The sequence below is a fragment of the Duganella sp. LjRoot269 genome (genome assembly GCF_964254095.1).
Taxonomy (GTDB): domain Bacteria; phylum Pseudomonadota; class Gammaproteobacteria; order Burkholderiales; family Burkholderiaceae_D; genus Rugamonas; species Rugamonas hordei.
In genome coordinates, this window is record NZ_CAXUSL020000001.1 from 5856218 (window position 1) to 5879137 (window position 22920).

Annotated in this window: 19 protein-coding genes; 8 read left to right on the forward strand and 11 right to left on the reverse strand. The window is 63.7% G+C overall.

Annotated features, from left to right (window positions below; translation table 11 throughout):
• Positions 1-80: 80 nt before the first annotated feature.
• The gene (locus ACSQ3S_RS26205; RefSeq protein WP_436144239.1) at positions 81-1733 is read left to right on the forward strand and encodes a DUF5597 domain-containing protein; all 1653 of its coding nucleotides are present in this window, start codon (positions 81-83) and stop codon (positions 1731-1733) included.
• 7 nt (positions 1734-1740) lie between these two features.
• On the opposite strand, the gene ACSQ3S_RS26210 is transcribed toward ACSQ3S_RS26205, so the two are convergent.
• The 7 genes from ACSQ3S_RS26210 to ACSQ3S_RS26240 all read right to left on the reverse strand — a co-directional run bounded on the left by ACSQ3S_RS26210 (position 1741) and on the right by ACSQ3S_RS26240 (position 8236).
• Entirely contained in the window at positions 1741-2664 is a 924-nt protein-coding gene (locus tag ACSQ3S_RS26210; RefSeq protein WP_436144240.1) for a L,D-transpeptidase family protein, read from the reverse strand.
• Between the two features lie 61 nt (positions 2665-2725).
• Positions 2726-3106 (reverse strand): VOC family protein, encoded by a 381-nt coding sequence (locus ACSQ3S_RS26215; protein WP_436144241.1) that lies wholly within the window; start codon positions 3104-3106, stop codon positions 2726-2728.
• 4 nt (positions 3107-3110) lie between these two features.
• Positions 3111-3908: a hypothetical protein gene (locus ACSQ3S_RS26220; protein WP_436144242.1), complete on the reverse strand. Its 798-nt coding sequence runs from the start codon at positions 3906-3908 to the stop codon at positions 3111-3113.
• A 7-nt stretch (positions 3909-3915) separates the two neighbouring features.
• A complete protein-coding gene (gene ftsB / locus ACSQ3S_RS26225) occupies positions 3916-4236 on the reverse strand; it encodes a cell division protein FtsB (protein ID WP_436144243.1) in 321 nt (106 codons plus the stop codon).
• Between the two features lie 43 nt (positions 4237-4279).
• Entirely contained in the window at positions 4280-5563 is a 1284-nt protein-coding gene (gene eno / locus ACSQ3S_RS26230) for a phosphopyruvate hydratase (RefSeq protein ID WP_176654305.1), read from the reverse strand.
• Between the two features lie 133 nt (positions 5564-5696).
• Positions 5697-6551: a 3-deoxy-8-phosphooctulonate synthase gene (kdsA, locus tag ACSQ3S_RS26235; protein WP_176654304.1), complete on the reverse strand. Its 855-nt coding sequence runs from the start codon at positions 6549-6551 to the stop codon at positions 5697-5699.
• Positions 6548-8236 (reverse strand): CTP synthase, encoded by a 1689-nt coding sequence (locus ACSQ3S_RS26240; RefSeq protein WP_436144244.1) that lies wholly within the window; start codon positions 8234-8236, stop codon positions 6548-6550. The genes kdsA and ACSQ3S_RS26240 overlap by 4 nt, the downstream gene beginning before the upstream one ends.
• 224 nt (positions 8237-8460) lie before the next feature.
• Here ACSQ3S_RS26240 and ACSQ3S_RS26245 point away from each other — a divergent pair, with 224 nt between their 5' ends.
• A complete protein-coding gene (locus ACSQ3S_RS26245) occupies positions 8461-8880 on the forward strand; it encodes a PRC-barrel domain-containing protein (protein ID WP_436144245.1) in 420 nt (139 codons plus the stop codon).
• On the opposite strand, the gene ACSQ3S_RS26250 is transcribed toward ACSQ3S_RS26245, so the two are convergent.
• Positions 8881-12054, reverse strand: a complete 3174-nt coding sequence (locus tag ACSQ3S_RS26250; RefSeq protein WP_436144246.1) for an error-prone DNA polymerase — start codon at positions 12052-12054, stop codon at positions 8881-8883.
• Positions 12055-12124: 70 nt separating this feature from the next.
• Between ACSQ3S_RS26250 and ACSQ3S_RS26255 the strand changes: the two genes are divergently transcribed.
• The 3 genes from ACSQ3S_RS26255 to ACSQ3S_RS26265 all read left to right on the forward strand — a co-directional run bounded on the left by ACSQ3S_RS26255 (position 12125) and on the right by ACSQ3S_RS26265 (position 16220).
• Positions 12125-12925, forward strand: a complete 801-nt coding sequence (locus ACSQ3S_RS26255; protein ID WP_413446349.1) for a PhzF family phenazine biosynthesis protein — start codon at positions 12125-12127, stop codon at positions 12923-12925.
• Between the two features lie 129 nt (positions 12926-13054).
• Entirely contained in the window at positions 13055-15460 is a 2406-nt protein-coding gene (locus ACSQ3S_RS26260; RefSeq protein WP_436144247.1) for a TonB-dependent receptor plug domain-containing protein, read from the forward strand.
• Positions 15461-15542: 82 nt separating this feature from the next.
• Positions 15543-16220, forward strand: a complete 678-nt coding sequence (locus ACSQ3S_RS26265; RefSeq protein ID WP_436144248.1) for a DMP19 family protein — start codon at positions 15543-15545, stop codon at positions 16218-16220.
• On the opposite strand, the gene ACSQ3S_RS26270 is transcribed toward ACSQ3S_RS26265, so the two are convergent.
• Entirely contained in the window at positions 16217-17221 is a 1005-nt protein-coding gene (locus tag ACSQ3S_RS26270) for an alpha/beta fold hydrolase (RefSeq protein WP_436144249.1), read from the reverse strand. The genes ACSQ3S_RS26265 and ACSQ3S_RS26270 overlap by 4 nt on opposite strands.
• 301 nt (positions 17222-17522) lie before the next feature.
• On the opposite strand from ACSQ3S_RS26270, the gene ACSQ3S_RS26275 reads away from it, so the two are divergent.
• The 3 genes from ACSQ3S_RS26275 to ACSQ3S_RS26285 all read left to right on the forward strand — a co-directional run bounded on the left by ACSQ3S_RS26275 (position 17523) and on the right by ACSQ3S_RS26285 (position 20532).
• On the forward strand, positions 17523-18143 hold the full coding sequence (locus ACSQ3S_RS26275; RefSeq protein WP_436144250.1) for a hypothetical protein: 621 nt from the start codon (positions 17523-17525) through the stop codon (positions 18141-18143).
• Positions 18144-18299: 156 nt separating this feature from the next.
• Positions 18300-18740 carry a DUF2844 domain-containing protein gene (locus ACSQ3S_RS26280; RefSeq protein ID WP_436144251.1) on the forward strand — a complete coding sequence of 147 codons (441 nt, stop codon included), beginning with the start codon at positions 18300-18302 and terminating at the stop codon, positions 18738-18740.
• A 10-nt stretch (positions 18741-18750) separates the two neighbouring features.
• Positions 18751-20532, forward strand: coding sequence for a DUF3443 family protein (locus ACSQ3S_RS26285; protein WP_436144252.1), 1782 nt, complete (start codon positions 18751-18753; stop codon positions 20530-20532).
• A 6-nt stretch (positions 20533-20538) separates the two neighbouring features.
• Here ACSQ3S_RS26285 and ACSQ3S_RS26290 read toward each other — a convergent pair whose 3' ends face one another.
• Positions 20539-21957, reverse strand: coding sequence for a DUF4785 domain-containing protein (locus ACSQ3S_RS26290; RefSeq protein WP_436144253.1), 1419 nt, complete (start codon positions 21955-21957; stop codon positions 20539-20541).
• Between the two features lie 19 nt (positions 21958-21976).
• Positions 21977-22849: a hypothetical protein gene (locus tag ACSQ3S_RS26295; RefSeq protein WP_218087940.1), complete on the reverse strand. Its 873-nt coding sequence runs from the start codon at positions 22847-22849 to the stop codon at positions 21977-21979.
• Between the last annotated feature and the right edge of the window lie 71 nt (positions 22850-22920).

The following is a 22920-nucleotide window of genomic DNA, read 5'->3' on the forward strand; positions in this document are numbered from 1 at the left end:
CCGCCTGTTCCTGTTCAGGCGGATCTTATCCATCGCCGCCCTCCAGTGGCGGTGGATTTTTTTTACAGACGAGGACAACCATGAAATTTTGGACAGGCCGTCACGGCCTCTGCGCCGGCGCTCTGCTGCTGGCCTGCGGCGCCGCTGCCGCGCAGGCGGCATCGGCGATTCCCCATCTGCGCAAGCAGGGTACGGCCACGCAATTGATCGTCGACGGCCAGCCGCTGCTGATGCTGGGCGGCGAGCTGCACAACTCGTCGGCCTCCAGCCTGGCTTACCTGGACAAGCTGTGGCCGGCGCTGAAGACGGCCGAGCTGAACACGGTGATCGCGCCGGTCGAGTGGGACCAGATCGAGCCGGTGGAAGGCCGCTTCGATTTCACCGTGCTGGACGGCATGCTCAAGCAGGCGCGCGCGCACCAGATGCACGTGGTGCTGCTGTGGTTTGGCGCGTGGAAGAATTCGATGTCCACCTACGTGCCGGCCTGGGTCAAGCACGACCAGCAGCGCTTCCCGCGCGCGCGCAGCCGCGCCGGCGTGCCGCAGGACTTGCTGTCGCCGTTCGACGCCCGCACGCTGGCGGCGGACACGGCGGCCTACCGCGCCATGCTGGCCCACCTGAAGCAGGCCGACCCGCAGCACACGGTGGTGATGGTGCAGGTGGAAAATGAAATCGGCATGCTGCCGGACGTGCGCGACTACAGCCCGCAGGCCGAAGCCGCCTTCGCCGGCCCGGTGCCGGCGGCGCTGACCGCCTACCTGGCCGCGCACCAGGACAGCCTGCATCCGGCGCTGCGCGCGCTGTGGGCGGAACACGGCAAGCGCACGGCGGGCAACTGGGCCGAAGTGTTCGGCGACAGCATCGCCGCGCAGGAAATCTTCCAGGCCTGGTATTACGCCGCCTTTGTCGACAGCATGACGGCGGCCGGCAAGGCCGCCTATGCGCTGCCGGCGTACGTCAACGTGGCGCTGAACCGGCCGGGCAAGAAGCCGGGCGAATATCCCAGCGCCGGCCCGTTGCCGCACCTGTTCGACATCTGGAAGGCCGGCGCGCCGGCCGTCGACCTGATCGCCATCGACACCTACTTCCCCAACTTCGCCGACTGGGCCAGGCTGTTCAAGCGTCCCGACAATCCGCTGTTCATCCCGGAAGCCAACTATGCCGGCCGCCCCAACAACGGCGCCAACGCCTTCTTCATGATGGGCGAGCTGGACGCGTTCGGCTTCTCGCCGTTCGGCATCGAGGACATCAAGGATGGCAAGACCGAGTCGCTGCCGCAGGCCTACCGCGTGCTGCGCCAGCTGACGCCGCTGATCAACCAATACCAGGGCAGCGGCAATATGCGCGGCTTCAAGGCGCCGGTATCGTACGACGGCGTGGTCGACCTGCTGCCGGTGAAGACGACGATGGGCGGCTATGCGCTGGAAGTCAGCTTCGTCAACCAGTGGGGCAAGACCGACAGCGCCGAGGCCGAAACCCGGGGAGGCCTGGTGATACGGCTGGCCGACGACGAATTCCTGGTCGCCGGCAAGGGCATGACCGTCACCTTCAGCAACGCCAACGGCGACGGCAGCGTGGCCGGCATCGAGAAACTGACCGAAGGCGGCTACGACAACGGCGTATGGAAGGAAGGCCGCTGGCTCAACGGCGACGAAAGCCACCAGGGCCGCCACGTGCGGCTGCCGGCCGACGACTTCAGCATGCAAAGGGTCAAGCTGTACCGTTACAGGTAGTGCGGCACTAGGCGCTCTGCTGCAGCAACACCACCGCGCCGCGCGAGATCGAGCGGACCACGGCCATCACGTCCCAGTTGGTGAGGCGGATGCAGCCGTGCGACTGGGTCTTGCCGATCTTGCCCGGCTCGGGCGTGCCGTGGATGCCGTAGTGTTCCTTGCTCAGTTCTATCCACGCGACACCGACCGGGTTGTTCGGCCCGGCCGCCAGCCTGGCCTTGCTGTCGCCGGCCTGGGCATCCCAGAACAGCTTGGGGTTGTAGCGGTATTCCGGATTGACGGCGACGCCGCGCACCTGCCAGCGGCCTTCGGGCAAGGGATCATGCTTGCTGCCAGTGCTGGCGGGGAATTGCGCGAACGGCATGCCGCCCGCATCGAGCAGCGTCAGCGTGCCTTCCTTCGCATCGACCAGGATGGACGCCGCCTTCGGCAGCGGCTTGGCGGCGGCCACATTGGGCACCACCAGCTGCGTGCCGGCGCGCGCCAGCACCTTGCCGGGATTGAGGCGGCGCAGCAGGTCGGGACTGATGTGGAAGCGTTCGCCGAGCGCCTCGGCCAGGTTGGCATAGCCTAGCGCCGGCAGTTTGGCCTTGGCCATCATGCCGGCTGGCACCGGCGTGTAAGGCCCGGCCACATCCTGCGCGGTGACGGTGTAGACGTCGAGCACCGGCGCCTGATCGCGCTCCAGCTCGGTCCACGTGGCGGCGTCGACCACGCCGGTCACCGGCAGCTGGTGCAGCTTCTGGAAGCCCCGTATGGCCTGGCGCATATTGCTGCCGTAGGCGGCGTCCATTTCGCCGGAAGAAAAGTGCGCGCGGTCGAGCAGCACTTGAGCCCGCAAGACTTCATCGCCCCTGGAATGCGGGCCGATCACGGCCGCGTTGGCGGCGCCGGCCAGCGCCAGCGTGCATGCAAAGAATAGAACTCTCAAACCAAACTCGGATAACGACAAAAGAAGCGCATTCTATCCGCAATTCGTCGGCGGCCCGCGCTCAGGAGATCTGCTGTCCGACTTCCCAGCTGTGGCCGGCGGGATCGACGAAATTGGCGGTACGCATGCCCCATGCGCGATCCACGGGGCCCTGCAGCAATTGCACGCCGCGCTGCTGCAATTGCGCGCAGACCGCGTCCACATCCGGCACCCAGATGCTGATCTGGAAGCGCGATCCTGCATCGCGCGGCGCCACGACAGCGGGCGCAATAATCACCGGTGCGCTGTCCACGTGCAGCAGATTGATGAGCACGTTCTCGAACTGCATCACCGCCGATACCGCATCCTCGTAGACCAACTTGACGTCGAACACGTCCAGATAGAAAGCCTTGGCGGCGGGCAGGTCTTCAACAAACAAGCTGATGGCGCTGATCGATTTCATGGAGTTAGTCCTGTTTGCGGTATTTTTGCATGACGTAGCCGAGGCGGCCACGGTTGGTGTCCAGCCAGGTCCACAGCGCTTCGACCTGGTCGTGGTGGGCGCGGTAGTAGCCGGCGTTGAAAGCCAGCCACAGCCGCGTATTGATCAGAGGTTGCGGCAGCTGCACGATGGTGCCCTTGTAGCGCTTCAACGTCGCCGTCAGGTGCTCCGGCTTGACCAGGCTGGCCAGCACGCCGTCCACCCGGCCCAGCTTGAGCTTTTCGATATTGCGGTCGAGGTCGCGGGCGCCGTCGTCGATGGTCAGGCCGGACTCGCGCAGGCGTGCGGTGTAGGCGTTACCCTGCGTCGCGCCGAGCGGCTTGCCACGGAAATATTCCATCGGATTGGTGCTGGCCGGCAGCTTGTCTCTGGCACGCACCAGCACCACCACCGTGTTGTGCAGCGCGCGGTTGCGGTCGACGTTGCCGTCCTTGTCGCGCGGCAGCGCGATCTCGGGCGGATAGCTGGGCTGCTCGCCCAGGGTCGACATGTCGATGTCGCCCGCTTCCAGCGCCACCTTCAGCCGCGCCACCGGCAGCCGCACCAAGGTCGGCAGGCAGTTGAAGCCGGAGCCCATCACCGCGTCGCGCACCAGGTCGACCGCCGCGCCGGGCGGTTCCGGCACCTTGTCGCCGTCGCCCATCCAGTACGGCGGCCGGTCCTGGTCCATATAGCCGAAGCGCAGCGGAATGCAGTTGCCCGCCGCCTGCGACAGCGGTGCAATCAGGGCCAACATCAGCAATATGCCAGCACGTTTCGCCATGGTGGGATTACTGCCCGGGAGGTTTCGGAGCGACAGGCGGCGGCGGAGCGGCTTGGCCCTTGCCGACGATCTGGATGAAGATTTCGTTTTGCTTGATCATGCTGAGCTCGTAGCGAGCACGCTCCTCGACCGCGCCGGTGCCGTCCTTGAGGTCGCGCACTTCGGAATCGAGCTTAGCGTTGCGGGCGATCAGTTCCGCGTTTTTCTTGTGGGCCGTGTTGACCTGGGTCTCGAAATCGGCCACGCGCAGCCATCCCCCCTTCCCCAGCCAGAGCGGGTACTGGATCAGCAACAACAGCGTTGCCAGTGCGAGGGTGATCAAGCGCATGGATTTGAAAGCGGCCGGATCAGATCCGGCCGCGCTTGCTTAATTACTTCAGATTATAGAACGCGTCGCGGCCCGGGTAGGAAGCGATGTCGCCCAGATCTTCTTCGATACGCAGCAGCTGGTTGTACTTCGCCATGCGGTCCGAACGCGACATCGAGCCGGTCTTGATCTGCAGGGCGTTCAGGCCAACGGCGATATCGGCGATGGTCGAGTCTTCGGTTTCGCCCGAACGGTGCGAGATGACGGCGGTGTAGCCGGCGCGCTTGGCCATTTCGATGGCGGCGAAGGTCTCGGTCAGGGTGCCGATCTGGTTGATCTTGATCAGGATCGAGTTGGCAATGCCCTTCTGGATGCCTTCTTTCAGGATCTTGGTGTTGGTGACGTACAGGTCGTCGCCGACCAGCTGCACCTTCTTGCCCAGTTCCTTGGTCAGGATCGCCCAGCCGTCCCAGTCGCCTTCGTGCATCGCGTCTTCGATCGAGATGATCGGGTACTTGTCGCACCAGGTCGCCAGCAGGTTGGTGAACTCGGTGGCGGTCAGGCTCAGGCCTTCGCCTTCCAGTTCATACTTGCCGTTCTTGTAGAACTCGGAAGCAGCGCAGTCCAGGCCGATGGCGATCTGGGTGCCTGGCTCGTAGCCGGCTTCTTCGATGGCCTGGATGATCAGCTTGATCGCTTCTTCATGGTTGGCCAGCGATGGCGCGAAACCGCCCTCGTCGCCCACGTTGGTGTTCAGGCCCTTCTTGTGCAGGATCTTTTTCAGCGTGTGGAACACTTCGGCGCCGTAGCGGACCGCTTCCTTGAACGACGGCGCGCCCACTGGAATGATCATGAATTCCTGGATGTCCAGGTTGTTGTCGGCGTGCGCGCCGCCGTTGATGACGTTCATCATCGGCACCGGCAGTTGCATCGCGCCCGAACCGCCGAAGTAGCGGTACAGCGGCAGGCCGGCTTCTTCGGCGGCGGCCTTGGCGACAGCCATCGACACGGCCAGCATGGCGTTGGCGCCCAGGCGGCCTTTGTTTTCGGTGCCGTCCAGGTCGATCAGGGTGCGGTCCAGGAAGGCTTGCTCATTGGCGTCCAGGCCCATGATCGCTTCCGAGATTTCGGTGTTGATGTTTTCGCAGGCTTGCAGCACGCCCTTGCCGAAGTAACGCTTCGGATCGCCGTCGCGCAGCTCGATGGCTTCGCGCGAACCGGTCGACGCGCCCGACGGCACGGCGGCGCGGCCCATGACGCCGGACTCCAGCAGCACGTCGCATTCGACGGTAGGGTTGCCGCGCGAGTCCAGGATTTCACGGCCGATGATGTCAACAATAGCACTCATGTCATTCTCCAAAGTTAGGCGATGCGAAGTCGCTACGCGTTCTGATGCGCGTTGCGGACAAAATAACGGGAATTAATTGTACCCGGCGCAAGAGGGCCACTCATACGAAAACTCGTACGCCAGGTATGCTGCGTTAGTTGAAGCTGTTTTCCAGGAAGCCAGCTTTTTTGGTGATGCGGTCCAGCTCGATCAGCGTGGACAGCAACTCCTTCATGCGACCCAGCGGCACGGCGTTCGGGCCGTCCGACAGGGCTTCCGCAGGGTTCGGATGCGTTTCCATGAACACGCCGGCCACGCCAACGGCCACCGCCGCGCGCGACAGCACGGGCACCATCTCGCGCATGCCACCGGACGAGGTACCGTTGCCGCCTGGCAGTTGTACCGAGTGGGTCGCATCGAACACCACCGGGCAGTTCGATTCGCGCATGATGGCCAGCGAACGCATGTCCGACACCAGGTTGTTGTAGCCGAAGGAGGCGCCGCGCTCGCAGGCCATGAAGTTGTCTTCGTTCAAGCCCTTGGCGCGGGCGGCCAGGCGGGCTTTGTCGATGACGTTCTTCATGTCGCCGGGAGCGAGGAACTGGCCCTTCTTGATGTTGACCGGCAGGCCGGACTCAGCACAGGCGACGATGAAGTCGGTCTGGCGGCAGAGGAAGGCCGGCGTTTGCAGCACGTCGACCACCGCCGAGACTTCGGCGATTTCGTCGATCGAGTGCACGTCGGTCAGCACCGGCACGCCCAGCTCGCGCTTGACGTCGCCGAGGATCTCCAGGCCCTTGTCGCGGCCCGGACCGCGGTACGAGGTACCGGAGGAACGATTGGCCTTGTCGAACGAGGACTTGTAGATGAACGGGATGCCCAGCGCCGCCGTCATTTCCTTCAGCGCACCGGCGGTGTCGAACGCCATCTGGCGCGATTCGATCACGCAGGTGCCGGCGATGAGGAAGAACGGTTTATCCAGGCCTACGTCGAATCCGCACAGTTTCATGCTGCATCTCCTTGCAGTGCATCTGCGACAGCGTGCGGGCGATTACCGCCGGCGGCCTTGTGGGCCAGTGCTGCCTTGATGTAGGACGTGAACAGCGGGTGGCCGTCACGCGGGGTCGATTTGAATTCCGGGTGGTACTGCACGCCCATGTACCAAGGGTGGGCGTTTTCGCCGGTACGCGGCAGTTCCATGATTTCGCACAGGTCTTCGGTCGGCGTACGGGCCGCCACCACCAGGCCGGCCGCTTCGACGCGCGGCAGGTAGTGGTTGTTGGCTTCGTAGCGGTGGCGGTGACGCTCGGTCACCACGCCGCCGTAGATTTCCGATGCCAGGGTGCCCGGCTTGACGGCGCAGGTCTGCGCGCCCAGGCGCATGGTGCCGCCCAGGTCGGAGTTCTCGTCGCGCTTCTCGACCTTGCCGTCCTGGCCCTGCCATTCGTCGATCAGGGCGACCACGGGCTGCGAGGTTTCCAGGTCGAACTCGGTCGAGTTGGCGGCGGTCAGGCCGGCCTTGTGGCGGGCGTATTCGATCAGCGCCACCTGCATGCCGAGGCAGATACCCAGGTAAGGGATCTTGTTTTCACGGGCGAACTGCGCCGCCATGATCTTGCCTTCGACGCCGCGCTTGCCGAAGCCGCCCGGCACCAGGATGGCGTCGTACTTGGCCAGCGAGGCGCAGCCGGTGGTTTCGATCTCTTCCGAGTCGATGTACTCGATGTTGACCTTCGATTCGTTGTGGATGCCGGCGTGGCGCAGCGCTTCGGTCAGCGACTTGTACGACTCGGTCAGTTCCACGTACTTGCCGACCATGCCGATCGACACTTCGGTCTTCGGATGTTCCAGCGTGTAGATCAAACGGCTCCACACCGACAGGTCGGCCGGCGCCGGGTTCAGGTCCAGCGCTTCGCAGATGATCGCGTCCAGGCCCTGGTCGTGCAGCATCTGCGGCACCTTATAGATGGTATCGACGTCCCACACGGAAATGACGGCCTGCTCTTCGATGTTCGAGAACAAGGAGATCTTGGCGCGTTCGTCGTCCGGGATCGGACGGTCGGCGCGGCACAGCAGCGCGTTGGGCGAGATGCCGATTTCGCGCAGTTTCTGTACCGAATGCTGGGTAGGCTTGGTCTTCAGCTCGCCGGCGGAGGCGATGTACGGCACCAGGGTCAGGTGCACGAAGGCGGTGTTCTTGCGGCCGGCGCGCAGGCTCAGCTGACGCGCGGCTTCGAGGAAGGGCAGCGATTCGATATCGCCGACGGTGCCTCCGATTTCGCACAGGGCCACGTCGTAGCCTTCGGCGCCGCGACGGATGTAGTCCTGGATTTCATTGGTGATGTGCGGAATCACCTGCACGGTCTTGCCCAGGTACTCGCCGCGGCGTTCCTTGCGGATCACCGATTCATAGATCTGCCCGGTGGTGAAGTTGTTCACCTTTTTCATGCGGGTGGAAATGAAGCGCTCGTAGTGACCGAGGTCGAGGTCGGTTTCGGCCCCGTCGTCGGTGACGAAGACTTCACCGTGTTGCATAGGGCTCATCGTGCCAGGATCGACGTTGATGTACGGGTCGAGCTTGAGCATGGTGACTTTGAGGCCGCGCGATTCGAGGATCGCGGCGAGAGAGGCGGCGGCAATCCCTTTACCAAGGGAAGACACGACGCCGCCAGTGACGAAGACAAATTTGGTCATTGCAGATAGTGCCGAACGGCACGTGCGGGAAATTGAAATTATACCCTAAAACGTGCAATTCTCCACCTTCCTGCCCGGAAAAATCCGCAACTGGACGGGAAAATCCAGATGGTTAAACAGCAAACGAGACCGTTTATCAATCCGCCGCGACCGTGCCTCACCGTACAGACCGGATACTCCAACAAGAACAAAATGACAACTCATTGAATAAAAGGAGGCTCATCATGAACTACGAAGAACTCGATCCATTTGGCATGTATGTCGACAACGGCCATAAAGGCCCCGGTCCGGAACTGATGGGCGCCGACACGCTGATCGGCAACCATGTCCACAACCTGAAAAACGAGCACCTGGGCGAGATCAAGGAAATCATGCTCGACATGCGCACCGGCCAGATCGCCTATGCGGTGATGTCGCACGGCGGCGTGTTCACGCTCGGCGAGAAGCTGTTCGCCGTGCCCTGGGAAGCGATGACCCTGGACACCATCAACAAGCGCTTCACGCTCAATATCGACAAGGACCGCATCGACAACGCCCCCGGCTTCGACAGCGACCACTGGCCGAACATGGCCAACCAGACCTGGGCCAGCCAGATTCATACCTACTATGGCACCAACAGCGCGCGCAGCGCCGACCTCCGCTAACTAGCAGAAGTCGCGGCTGATGGTCGGCAGGCGTCCCAGCAGGTGGGACATGTCGACCAGCCGCTTGGCAACCAGGTGGCGCACCACACCCTCCTGTTGCCAGACCCCATACACCCCCAGCAGCGGCGCGCTCAGCACTTCGCGCCGCTGCTGCTCGACCAGCGCTGGCCAGATGATGACGTTGACGTTGCCGGTCTCATCCTCAAGGGTGATGAAGATCACGCCCTTGGCCGTGCCGGGACGCTGCCGCACCGTGACCATGCCGCAGGCCCGCGCCAGCATGCCGTTGGTGTAGGTGTTGAGCGTGGCGGCCGGCAGGAAGCGGTGCTCCAGCAGCCTGGGCCGCAGCAGCGCTAGCGGATGGCGCCCCAGCGTCAGGCCGTGCGAGCGGTAGTCGCCGAGGATTTCCTCCCCTTCCGACGGCGGCTTCAGCACCGGGATTTCCTCGTCCGGCGTGGTCGGCCGCAGCAGGTCCTTGTCCGGCGTGGCGCCGACCGCCTGCCACAAGGCCTGGCGCCGGTTGCCGGCCAAATCCTTCAACGCATTGCCGCCGGCCAGCACCTGCAGGTCATGCCGCTCCAGGTCGGCACGCCGCGCCATATCGGCCACGCTGGCGAACGGCCGCTGCGCGCGGGCCTGCTCGATCCGCTCGGCCGCTTCGGCCCGCATCCCTTTCAGCATCGACAGGCCGAGCCGCACCGCAGGCTGGCCGCGCTTGCCCGCCGGCTCTTCCAGCGATGAGTCCCAGCCGCTGATGGTGACGTCGATCTCGCGCACTTGCACGCCGTGGCGTTTGGCGTCCTGCACCAGTTGCGACGGGCTGTAAAAGCCCATCGGCTGGCTGTTGAGCAACGCACACAGGAAGGCGGCCGGCTCGTGGCATTTGAGCCAGGAACTGGCATAAGTCAGCAGCGCGAAGCTGGCGGCGTGCGATTCGGGGAAGCCATATTCGCCGAATCCTTTGATCTGCTCACAGATAGCTTGCGCGAAGCCCAGTTCATAACCGCGCTCCAGCATGCCACTGATGATGCGGCCCTGGTACTTGTCTACGCCGCCCTTGCGCTTCCATGCCGCCATCGCGCGGCGCAACTGGTCCGCCTCGCCTTCGGTGAAGCCTGCCGCAATCTGGGCAATTTGCATCACCTGCTCCTGGAAGATCGGCACGCCGAGCGTGCGCTTCAACGCCTCGTCCAGTCCGTGCGGATAGTCGATCAGTTTGGGATTCATGCGCCGCTGCAGATACGGATGCACCATGCCGCCCTGTATCGGTCCCGGCCGCACCAGCGCAACTTCGATCACCAGATCGTAGAACTCCTTAGGCCGCAGGCGCGGCAGCATGCTCATCTGGGCGCGCGATTCGATCTGGAACACGCCGATGGTATCGGCTTCCCACATCATGGCGTAGGTGGCCTTGTCCTCCTTCGGAATGTCCTGCATGCCGAACGGCGTGCCGCGCTGCGTCGCGACCAACGCCAGGCAGCGCCGCAGCGCCGACAACATGCCCAGCGCCAGCACGTCCACCTTCATCAGGCCCAGTTCCTCCAGGTCATCCTTGTCCCATTGGATGACGCAACGCCCCTCCATGGTGGCCGCCTCGATCGGCACCAGCCGCGACAGCTTTTCGTGCGAAATGACAAAGCCGCCCGGATGCTGCGATAAATGGCGCGGGAATCCCAGCAGCGTCATCGCCAGCGAAGCCCACTGCTGCGCCAGCTGCGATGCCGGATCCAGCCCGCACTCGGCCAGCCGCCCCAGCAGATCATGCTTGCTGTCGAACCAGTGATGCGCCTTGGCCACCTTCTCGACGATGGCAAGGTCCACGCCCAGCGCCTTGCCGCTGTCGCGCAGCGCGCTCTTGGGCCGGTAGCTGATGACGACGGCGGCCAGCGCGGCACGATCGGCGCCGTACTTTTGATAGATGTACTGGATCACCTCCTCGCGCCGCTGGTGCTCGAAGTCGACGTCGATGTCCGGCGGCTCGTTGCGCTCCTTGGAAATAAAGCGCCCTGTCAGCATGTTGCTGCGTTCCGGATCGACCTCGGTCACGCCGAGGCAGTAACAGACCACCGAGTTGGCCGCCGATCCCCTGCCCTGGCACAGGATCTCTTTCGATCGCGCGAAACGGACGATGTCGTACACCGTCAGGAAGTACGGCTCGTACTTCAGGTCCGCAATCAGCGCCAGCTCCTTCTCGATCTGCCCTCGCACCTTGTCCGATACGCCGGTAGGGAAGCGCCGTTGCGCACCGGCATACACTTCCTGCCGCAAATAGCTGGCCGGCGTATGGCCGGGAGGCACCAGTTCGTGCGGATATTCGTAGCGCAATTCTTCAAGATTGAACGTGCATAGCTCCATGATGCTCAGCGTCTCCGCCAGCGCTTGCGGCGGATACAGATTCGCCAGCCGCAAGCGCGGCCGCAGATGCTGCTCCGCGTTCTGCGACAAGGCATAGCCGCACTCGCCCACCGCCTTGCCGAGACGCACGGCGGTCAAGGTATCGTGCAGCGGCTTGCGCGAGCGCACATGCATGCAGACATGCCCGAGCGCCACCACCCGCATGCCATGTTGCAGCGCCACTTCATCGATGCTGATCCGATGCGCCTCGTCGAAGGCGCGCTGCAACAGGCTCAAGCCCATCCACGCGCGGCCGGGAAACGTCGCTTCCATCCACGCCGCCTGCGCATGCAGGCGATCGACATCGTCCGGCTGGTGCGCCGGATAATGCGGCAGCAAAATCAGCAGGCAATCCGGCAATCCCTTCAGATGCGCAAACGCCGACGGCGGCGCGGCCAGATCGGCCGGCGTCAGCAGATAGCTGCCCTTGGCGACGCGGTTGCGGGCGATGGTGATCAGCTCGCACAAATTGCCGTAGCCTTCACGGTTCCTGGCCAGCGCGACCAACGACAGCGCCGGGCTGCCGTCAGGATTCTTCAGATGAAAATGGCTGCCTATCAACAGCGGGAACTTTGCCTCCTTCGCTGCGGCGTGAGCACGCACTACGCCCGCCAGCGAGCATTCATCGGTGATGGCCAGCCCGGCGTAATCGAGCTGCATGGCGCGCGCGACCAATTCCTCGGCGTGGGATGCGCCTTGCAGGAAGGAGAAATTGGACAGGCAGAACAGCTCGGCATAAGCGGGCAATCCCTGCGCTGGCGATGTGTTCGAGGTGGCCATGGCTTTATACTGTGTTTATATACAGTATTCTACACCCTATTTTTCCCTCCTGGGCCGTTATACTAGCCGGATGATTATTCAAGAATTGAACTGCTTCGGCATCGCCCCTGGCGGCGGCAACGCCGCTCTGGTTATCCAGGACGACCACACCGGCGCCGACCAGCGCCAGCAACTGGCCCGGGAGCGCAACAAGGCGGCGTGCGTGTTCATCGACCACGACGCGGCCGGCAACGTCCTCCTTGACTACTTCTATCCGCACACCCGCAGCCCGCTGTGCCTGCACGCCACGCTGGCCGCGGCGCGGGTGCTGCTGTCGGCGGAACAGCCGTCGCTGCAGGTCCGCACCGCGATGCGCGGCCAGCCGCTGACGCTGACCTTGCAGGCCGGCAGCGTCTTCATCGAATTGACGCCGCAAGCGCCGCCGGCCGTGGACATCCCGCACAACCTGCCAGCGCTGCTGCTGGCCGCGCCCGGCCTGCGGCTGGCATCGCCGCCGGTCATCGCCTCGGTCGGCAGCCCCAAGCTGCTGCTGCAAGTCGCCGACAGCGCTATCCTGCAAGCTCTGCGGCCCGACCTTGCGCGCATCCAGGAATGGGGCAAGCAGCAAGGCGTCAGCGGCTGCTACGCCTGGTGCCTGCGTCCGGATGGTGCCGTCGAAGGCCGCAACTTCAACCACCTCGCCCCGGCGATGGAAGACAGCGCAACCGGCGTGGCGGCCGGCGCCCTCACCGTCCACCTCCGGCGCAGCCTCGATCTGTACCAGGGTGCGAACATGAACCAGCCTTGTTTGATCCGCACGCAGCTCAACCATGAAACTATTTTAATAGGTGGTGCAACCGAGTTTGTCCCGAACAAAATCAGTCCTACGTAGTTCTACGCAGAACGAAAGCCACTTGGCGCGGCAAAACAACAGTAAATAAAGTTTGCACGCAAAATTGTCGGAAAACCCATGTTTCCATGAACGATTTGAATAGAATCAAATTTTTCATGGGAGAGATACTTGTTCGCCACTTCACCGCTACGTAAAGCCGTTCTGCTCAGCCTGTACGGCGCCGCCGCCCTCAGTTTCGCACCATCCGCCTTCGCCCAATCGGCGCCGGAAGCCAAGCCGGACACCGGCATGCAATCGGTCAGCATCATCGGCTCGCGCCGCGCGACCAGTTCGTCCACCGACACCGTGGTGCCGGTCGATATCATCCCGATGAGCAAGTCCAGCGAACAAGGCGGCCAGTTCGACCTGGCGCAAACGCTGACCTACATTTCGCCATCGTTCAACTCGACCCGCCAGACCGGCTCCGACGGCGCCGACCTGGTCGACTCCGCCGCGCTGCGCGGCCTCGGCTCCGACCAGACCCTGGTGCTGGTCAACGGCAAGCGCCGCCACACCACCGCGCTGGTCAACCTGTTCGGCGCGCGCAACCGCGGCAACACCGGCACCGACATGAACGCCATTCCGCTGCTGGCCATCAAGGACGTGCAAGTGCTGCGCGACGGCGCCGCCGCCCAGTACGGCTCGGACGCGATCGCCGGCGTGATGGATATCGGCCTGAAGAAAAGCAAGGGTTGCGAAGCGGTCGCCGGCTTCAGCGAATACTCGCGCCGCGACGGCAAGAACTACCTGGCCTCGGCCTACTGCGGCTTCGAGATCGGCAACGGCGGCGTGCTCGGCGTCACCGGCGAGTACCTGGACCGCGGCCGCTCCAACCGCGCCGAAGCGGACAACCCGCGCACCATCGGCGACAGCAAGACCCAGAACCAGACCATCTACCTGAACGGCGAACTGCCGACCACCGGCAGCGGCCGCCTGTACTTCACGGCCGGCGCGCAAACGCGCGACGCCTCATCCGGCGCCTGGGCGCGCGGCGGCATCGACAGCGACGACATCCCGTCGCGCAACTCGGCGGCCATGTACCCGAACGGCTTTGTGCCGTTCATCAACGCAACCATCGACGACCGCTACGCCACCGTCGGCCACCGCAACCAGATGGGCGAGTGGAATATGGACCTGTCGCAGACCTACGGCTACAACAAGATGATCTATGACATCAGCAACACGCTGAATGCCTCGATCGCCAACAAGGACCTGCTGGCCGGCGGCAAGGGCGTCAGCCCGGACCACTTCAACGCCGGCGGCTTCTCGTTCGAGCAGCTGACCACCAACCTCGACTTCAACCGCTACTTCGAAGGCGCGCTGGGCACCGGCGGCCTGAACGTCGCCTTCGGCGGCGAGTACCGCCACGAGAACTACAAGATCTACGCCGGCGAACCCGGCTCGTACAGCGACGCAGACGGCGTCGGCATCGGCGGCAACGCCGGTAGCCAGGGCTTCCCCGGCTTCCAGCCGGCCGACCAGGTCAACGCCAACCGCCACAGCCTGGCCGCCTACCTTGATCTGGAAGCGGACCTGACTCCGACCATCAAGGCGCAAGGCGCGGTGCGCTATGAAAAATACAGCGACTTCGGTTCGACCACCACCGGCAAGCTGGCCGGCAGCTGGCGCGTGGCGCCCGCCGTGCTGCTGCGCGGTTCGGCCAGCACCGGCTTCCGCGCGCCGTCGCTGCAGCAGGTCTACTTCTCGTCCACCCTCACCGACTTCATCGGTGGCGTGCCGACCGACGTCGTGCTGGCGCCGAACGGCAGCGCCGTCACCAACGCGGCCGGCATTCCCAAGCTGAAGGAAGAGAAATCCAACAGCTACACGCTGGGCACCACCTGGACGCCGAGCCAGGCCGTTTCCGTCACCGCCGACCTGTACGACATCAAGATCAAGGACCGCATCGTGCTGTCGGGCCGCTTCGACGCCAGCAACTACCCCGACCTGGCCGCCAGGCTGGCGACCCTGGGCGTGGGCCAGGCGCAATTCTTCGTCAACTCGGTCGACACCACGACCAAGGGCCTGGACCTGACCGCGTCGCACAAGACCAACTTCGGCGCCAACAAGCTGACCACCTTTCTCGCGCTGAACGTCAGCAAGACCGAAGTGACCGGCATCCACGCGCCGGCCTCGCTGAAGGGCTACGAAGACGTGCTGCTGTCGGAGAAGGAACGCCTGTACATCGAGCAAGGCGCGCCGCGCTCGAAGGCGACCCTGGGCTTCGACTACGTGACCGGTCCGTGGGAAAGCGACCTGAAGATCATCCACTTCGGTCCGCAGACCCTAGGCACCTACAGCGGTACGGCCGCCGGCGTGCCTAACCAGCACTACGAAGCCAAGACCTCGGCCGACCTGAGCTTCACCTACGCCATCAACAAGAACATGAAGTTCACGTTCGGCGGCAACAACATCTTCAACGTCAAGCCGACCTCCCAGAACCCTGACGAGACCGACAACGGCTTCAAGTATGAGAGCGTGCAGTTCGGTTTGAACGGCGCATCGTACTTCGGCCGCCTGTACGTCAAGTTCTAAGTTTTACCGCTTCCTCCAACGGCACCTTCGGGTGCCGTTTTACTATAAGCTGTGGTTTTTCTTTTTCGAACGACAACCTTCCATGAGCGATGAAAATCAGCTATCTCTTGAAGAACTGAGGCTCCTTTGTCAGGACATGGAACGCCAGTCACCTGAAAGACTGCGGCAAATCCAGGAAAGGCTGATGGCCTCAATGCCACCAGAGACGCAAGCGCTCTTTCGCAGGAACGAGGAAATAGCCAAGGCACGTCTGCCCCGTCCAAGGTTGATGGAAATTTCGCCCGAATCGCTGCGAGCGTTGCACCGCGACGACCTCGATATGGCCGTGTACGAATATGTTGAGGCGCAGTTGGACAAAGCTGAAGATCGCTGCGCAACGCTGCTTTTACTACCTCGCGGTCTGCAAGTGTTCTATCTGTCTTTTATCGTCGAGGTAGAAGTCATGAATGGCGGACTCAATCAGTTTTTTTGGAATCAACCTGTAGAAATGGCCGAGTTGATCCCTCCGGCATTGCGTCGACTCAACGCCGACGATGCCGCCACCATCTTTGAACAAGCCAAACTGATCGCCGACGAGGAATTGTGCAAACGCGCAGCGCTTAAGGAAGACGGATCGTTGGATGCCTTTTCCAAATCCTGCACCGAGACAAATCTGAAGCAATTTGACGCCAAGTTCGCCGATAGCGCGACGAAGTTTCCTGAGCTGCGAAGCCTCTTTATGCAATCGCATGGGCATGAGTTCATACCCGCAACGAACTAGCGCGCAGGCAGTTGCTGCTTCAGGAAGGTAACGGTGGCATCGACTGTGGGCTGCAGCCATGGATCAAACAGCCAGAACGAGTGCGGCGTATCCGGCAAGATAACTGTCTGGGTAGCTGCCGCCACCTGCCTCATTTTTCCCTGCATCTCATCACGTCCCACCGAGAAGCGCGGCTGCGCGCTGTCGATGAAGAGGATGGCTGGCATGCCTTCGCGTACGTATTGGATCGGCGACGCTTCGCGCCACAAGTCTGTCTTCTCTGCATAACGTCCACCGAACCAGGCGCCGGCCGATGACGGATTTTTTTTCGGATCGTCCTCCGTCGCGCGCGCGGCCTCGGAAGTAAAGTCGGACAACCCGTCGATGTTGACGATGGCCTGCACCGCGCCGGAGACGGGACTGCCGGCGGCACCGGGATCGAACTGGTCGAGGTGACCGGTCACGCCGGCCAGGCTGGCGATCTGTCCCCCTGCGGAGCCGCCAGCCAGAGCGATGCGCTGCGGATCAATCCCATACCGTCCGGCATTGCTGCGCACCCAGCGCACCGCCGCGCGCACGTCGTGTATCGCGGCGGGATAGCGCGCCTCGCCCGATAATCGATAGCTGACCGTCACCGCCGCATAGCCGCGCTGCGCCAGCCGTACCGCCATCGGCGCGAACTCGGAACGGAAGCCGGAGCGCCAGCCGCCGCCATGCACCAGTATGACCACGGGCATGCTGCGACTTGCGTCCATCGCCGGCAGATACAGGTCGAGCTTCAGGCAGCGTGCACCGTATTGAACATAGGTCTGATCCGCGATCCTCGCCACATCTGGCGGCAGTGCCGCGCTGGCGATGCGAATGAAAGGATAGTCGCCCCGGAGCTTGTCGTAAGTATGCAAGGCGTCGTATGTATTGGTTGCGTCAGGTGGCGGTTCAATACATGGCGCGGCAATGGCCAGTAGAGGCGAAAGCAGCAGCGCGGCGGTGAAAGAAAGGAGGCGCGGCGGAAAAACAGGCATAGCAGGCTCAATGACAATGCAAGGAGCCCAGTATTACACATCGCCTGGCTTGTTCAACTGAGCATCTTACTCTTGGCCAACAACAAACTGGCTTCGATCATGCGTCCATGTTAATCTGTACTGAATGGCAACTTCAATCCGGTCTCATGCAACTCGGCAGTGATTGCGGCAAGCCCTGGGGTGTTTTATATTTTTCCGAAAAATTTAACCTCACCATATGCCAACTATAAAAATCGGTATATTTGCGCCCGATATTCGCTCTGCGCCAATTTCCGGCCGGTCCATTGTTGACCGAGCAAAAATGATTGCGGAAAAAATCGCGCTATGGAGCGCAAGCTACCAAGTGTTTCTCGCTCCCGAATATCTGTTTGCGCAAGATATAGACAAACTGCCCGGCTACTGCACCCCCATTAGCTACGACGAGGCGCAGCAAGTGCGTGACATCATGAAAGCCGCCAGCCTGCGGGCGCAAGGGATGCTGATTGTTCCGGGCACGATTTTTTTTATGAACGGAACATATAACCCGCACGCGTTCAACGTCGCATTTGCCTATTTGGATGGAAAAGAAATCAAGGAGGTCAGCAAGACCGGCGATGCCCAGGATATCGCTTATGCCAGGAAAGCAGGTTTCGCCTATTTTGCCACCCCGCCCGACGAAGCGACGGCTGTTCTGACGTGGAGGGGTATCAAAGTCTGCATGCAAATCTGTGCGGACATAACGATTGAACCGCCAGAAGTATGCAAGCTCGCGCTGCATCCGGCATTCATGCCCGGGGCGGCGCTTCTCCACACAGTGGGCCAAAAGAACGCTCCGGAGAACCGCGCCATTGCGGACGGCTCGGGCAAATGTAAAGGCTTGGGCGCGTCCGCGGCATTCGAGATGAAAGGGGCAGACGGCGAAATGACGCTCGAGATTCCCTGATTCGCTAACAGCGTGGAGCAGGCGCCGACCACATCGTTTTAAAGCATCGACAGCTTACGTTTGCTTACATCTCCCTAACGCTATCCAACTCGTTGCCGTTTTACACTGCCTACATCTTAGGCACAGGAGCGTACTATGCGCCGGGCACTCTTACTCATGTTGGTTCTTTCGTTGCTGCAGGGCGCGCTGGCATACGCCGCGCTGGGCAGTTCCCCTTCCGATTTCGGCACCACGCCAGTGCGCCAAGGCGGGCGCAGCCTGGCGGCCGCCAGCAGCGACACGGCGGCCGTCTATACCGTCAGCCAGAGCACGCTCGACAGCGGCACGGTCGTTCGCGAATATACCAACACACAAGGCATCGTCTTTGCCGTCAGCTGGAACGGCCCGACCTTGCCCGACCTGCGCACGCTGCTGGGCGACAAGTTCGCGGTGATGACCAGCTCCGCCGGCAGGCACCCCAAGGCCGGCCACTCGCAACTGGCGGTGAACCAGTCGGACGTGGTGATCGTCTCCAGCGGCCACATGCGCGCCTTCGCCGGCCATGCCTGGATACCCGGCGCGCTGCCGGCCGGCTTCGACACCAACGTCATCGAATAAGGACCAGCGCATGAAACGATTGCCTGCCACCGACCGGCTGCTGCATCGCGCCGGTGCCGCCCTGCTGTCCGCGTCCAGTTCGATCTGGTTTGTCTACCTTGCCGGCGCCGTGCTCGCGCTGGCCTTGAGCGCTTGCGGCGGCGGCAGCGGCAGCAGCACCGGCAGCGGCTCGTCCACCATCCAGGCCAACGCCACGACAACGCCGGTGGTCAGCATCAGCGCCACGCCGACCGCCACCACCGTCGGCCAGGTCGTCACGCTGACCTGGAGCGTCAGCAATCCGACCTCCACCAGTTGCAGCGCCTCGGGCGCCTGGAGCGGCATCGTCGAGACCAGCGGCACCCAAACGGTGACCGCCGGCGCGGCGGGCACGGCCAACTACACCATCACCTGCGGCGGTGTCAGCAACACGACCAGCGTGGTCGTCAGCACGCCGCCGCCCTCGCCCACCGTCAGCCTGACCCTGGCGCCGGCCAGTATCACGACCGCGCAGACGACCGTGCTGAGCTGGTCGTCCGCCAACGCCACCGGCTGCACCGCCAGCGGCGCATGGAGCGGCTCCAAGGCCACATCCGGCACGGTCAATATCACGCCCACCGCGGCGGGCAACTTCACCTACAGCCTGTCGTGCAGCGGCGACGGCGGCACCGCCAATGCCAGCGCCGGCCTGAGCGTGACGGCGCCGCTCAGCAACAGCACCGCCATCATCGTCGACAGCGGTCCGACCGGCGTCAACGGTTCGATCAACATCCCCTACGTCAACGTAACGGTGTGTCGACCCGGCACCACGATCTGCCAGACCATCGACCACGTGCTGCTCGATACCGGCTCCTACGGCCTGCGCCTGCTGGCGCCGCTCAATACGGCGCTGGCGCTGCCGGTCGTCAAGACACCGTCGGGCGCAGACGCCGGCGAGTGCGGCAAGTTCATCAGCGGCTATACCTGGGGCGCGGTGCGCCAGGCCGACGTGAAGATGGCGGATGAAACGGCATCCGCGATCTCGATCCAGGTGATCGGCGACACCGATGCCAGCTACGCGAGCACGCCTTCCAGCTGCAGCAGCGCCGGCAACAACATCGGCACGCTGTCGGCGCTTGGCGCCAACGGCGTCCTCGGCGTCGGTCTGTTCAAGCAGGATTGCGGCGACAGCTGCGCGCGCTCGGCGGTCAGCGGCTTTTATTATGCGTGCACCAGCAGCGGCTGCACGACCAGCAGCATGCCGCTGACGTCGCAGGTCAGCAATCCGGTGGCGTCGTTCGCGGTGAACAACAACGGCGTGCTGCTGGTATTGCCCAGCGTGGGCACGGGCGGCCTGACGTCGGTCAGCGGCACGCTGATCTTCGGCGTCAACACGCAGACCAACAACGCCATCGCCGGCGAGACGCTGTTCAAGACCAACAGCGGCGGCGATTTCAGCACCACCTATAAGAGCAAGACCTACAGCGCCAGCTTCATCGACAGCGGCTCGAACGGCTACTTCTTCAACGACAGCACGATACGCACCTGCTCGGGCGGCGACTTCTATTGCCCGGCCTCGACGCTGTCGCTCAGCGCGGCCAATGCCGCGGCCGATGGCAGCGCCACCGGCACCGTCAATTTCAACGTGGTGAACATGGTGCAGCTGGACTCCGCCATCTCGGCGGCGCAGGTCGGCGGCACGGCGGGCAGCACCACCTCGTCGGCCGGCAACTACTTCGACTGGGGACTGCCCTTCTTCTACGGCCGCCGCGTGTTCGTCGTGATGGAGGGCGGCACCGTCAACGGCAAGACGGGGCCGCTCTGGGCTTACTAGGCAGGACTAGGACTGTGCCGCCGCGTTCGGCGCCCGCTTGACGCGCGGCGCGGCGGCAGGCGCCACACTGACGCCGATGGCCGCCTTGGCCGTCGCCCGGCCGCCGGCGCGCGCCACCTCGTCTTCGCCGATCACCAGGGCCCGCTGCTGCCGGTGCAGCACGCCCAGCCGTCCCTGGTCCAGCAGGAACAGGTCGCGCAGTTCGAACGGCCCGGAGGCGCCGGCGATCAGCTCCGGCGCGAAGCCCAGCGCGATCTTGCCCTCGCCCGCTTCCAGCCATTGCGCGGAATCGGCCACGCCCAGCGGCTTCAGCACGCCGTTGACGGTGCCGTACAACATGCCGCGCACTTCATAGCGGCCCGCCGCCGCAGTCTCCACGCCGACCTCCAGATTGACGCCGGCGCCATCCGCCAGCACCACGCCGCGCGTCAGCCGCGCCACCGGCATGGCGACAGGGAACGCCAGCCGCACCGAGCGCTCGATGGCCTGGTCCTTGACCTTGCCTGACGCCTCGGCGCGTATCTCCCACAATCCCGGCACTGGCGCCTCGTCGGCATCGAGCACCAGGCTGGCGCGCATGCGACCGGTGGCGTCCGTCTTGAAGCTGACCGGGAAGCGCCGACCTGCCGGCGAGATCACGTAGCCCTCGAGCTTGGAAATCTTGGCGGCAGAAGGCTTGCCAGTGCCGTCCTGCAATTCCGATTGCAGCACCAGCTCGTTCCCGTGCAGATAATGCAGCGCGGCCGTTTGCATGGTCAGCGTGTACGGGCTGTCCGGTTCGACCACGTTGATCAGGTAGCGGTCGCTGCCGCTGGCGCCGTCCACCTTCAGCTTGAACTTGCCGGCACCCAGCGACGGATGCAGGCGGAACGCCGAGGTGCCCGGCGCGAACGGCACGTCGGCCTTGGCCAGCTTGTCGGCGCTGACGATCATTTCCATGCCGTCGCCCGAGGCCAGCGAGCGGCCGGCCGGATCGATCACCGTCATCGCCAGCGGATGGATAGCAGCTTGCTCGCGCGGGCCGACCGAGCTCAGCACCTGCAATCGCACCAGCGCGCGCGGCGCCGTGGTGTTCAGCGTGACGCCGGCGGCCAGCTCGTCTGCCGTTACGCTGCGGTACGACTCCTTGCTCTGCGCGACATACGGCGTGGCGGCAGACGCGGCGGCCGCACCTGGCGTCGCCCAGCTCAGCGAGACAGGATCGCGCGAGACTTTCGGCATGGCGCCGGCCAGCGATGGCGGTGCGACGGCATCGTCCCCAGCGCCGGCGGCCACGGTGAGGTTGGCATTCTTCAAGCTCGACGTGCCGGGAGCGACGACGGCGGCGGCGGACAAATCGCCGCCCTGGGCCGGCAGCAGTTCGCGCGGCGCGGCATGGGCATGCGCGGCCGCCAGCAGGGCGGCCATCAACAGTGTCATTTTCATGGTGTGGTTTCCTCTGCGATCAAACATCGTTGCGCAAGATGACGTCCAGGCCGAAGCACTGGCGGCGGCTCTGGTTGTGCGACAAAGGCTCGGCGCCATTGGTCACATCCTTGTCATTGAACCAGTGCGCGCCCGCGCCCGATTGGCTGGTACAGTTGAGGAAGCCGTCGGAACAGCTGTTGAGCCACGCCTGCGTCACCTCCAGCCCGACGTTGAGCGTGTAGCCGCCGCAATAGCTGTCGCTGTCGAAAGGCGAGCTGTCGACGTCGGTGCCGACCACGTTGTAGAACGGTTTGGGCAAGGCCGGGCGGCCTGCCGTGCCGTACAGCCAGGCGGAGTTGTAACTGGCCATCCAGCTGGTCTGCTGCATGCGCACGGCATCGCTCTTGTAGCCGAGCAGCCAGCCGACCGCGCTCTCGAACACGTTGCCGCTGATGGCGGCGTCGGCCAGCGGCGTGCCCAGCGACGATGGCGCCAGCGCGTTGGCCCAGCGGATGGCGTTGATGATGGTGGGATAGCGGCTGTCCGACGTCGGATTCGACATCAGCCAGCGCAGCACGTTGCCGCCGTTGGAGTGGGTCTCGACGACCAAGTCGGTGATGTTGTTGTTGACGATGAAGGGATAGAGCTGATCGGCAAGGCAGCCCACGGCGGCGGGGCTCCACATGTATTGATCGAAGTCGCAATTGATGACCACATACAGATTTTGGTTGGGCAAGCCCTGTCGGACCGAATTGACCATGTCCCAAGTCCAGTAATCGTTGGCGGCGTTGGTCTGGTGGCCGGTGCCGTGTACGAAGGCCAGTCCGGTATTGCCGGCAGTTGCCGGCAGCGCTGTGGTAAGCGCCGCCGCCAGAGCCGCTGCCGCAGTCCATCTATTGCGTAGTTTCATGCCTTGTCTCCATGGGTGGTTGATCGAAGGATGACGCATCTCTGTGCGCACCGGTGGTTCGTGGCCCCGAT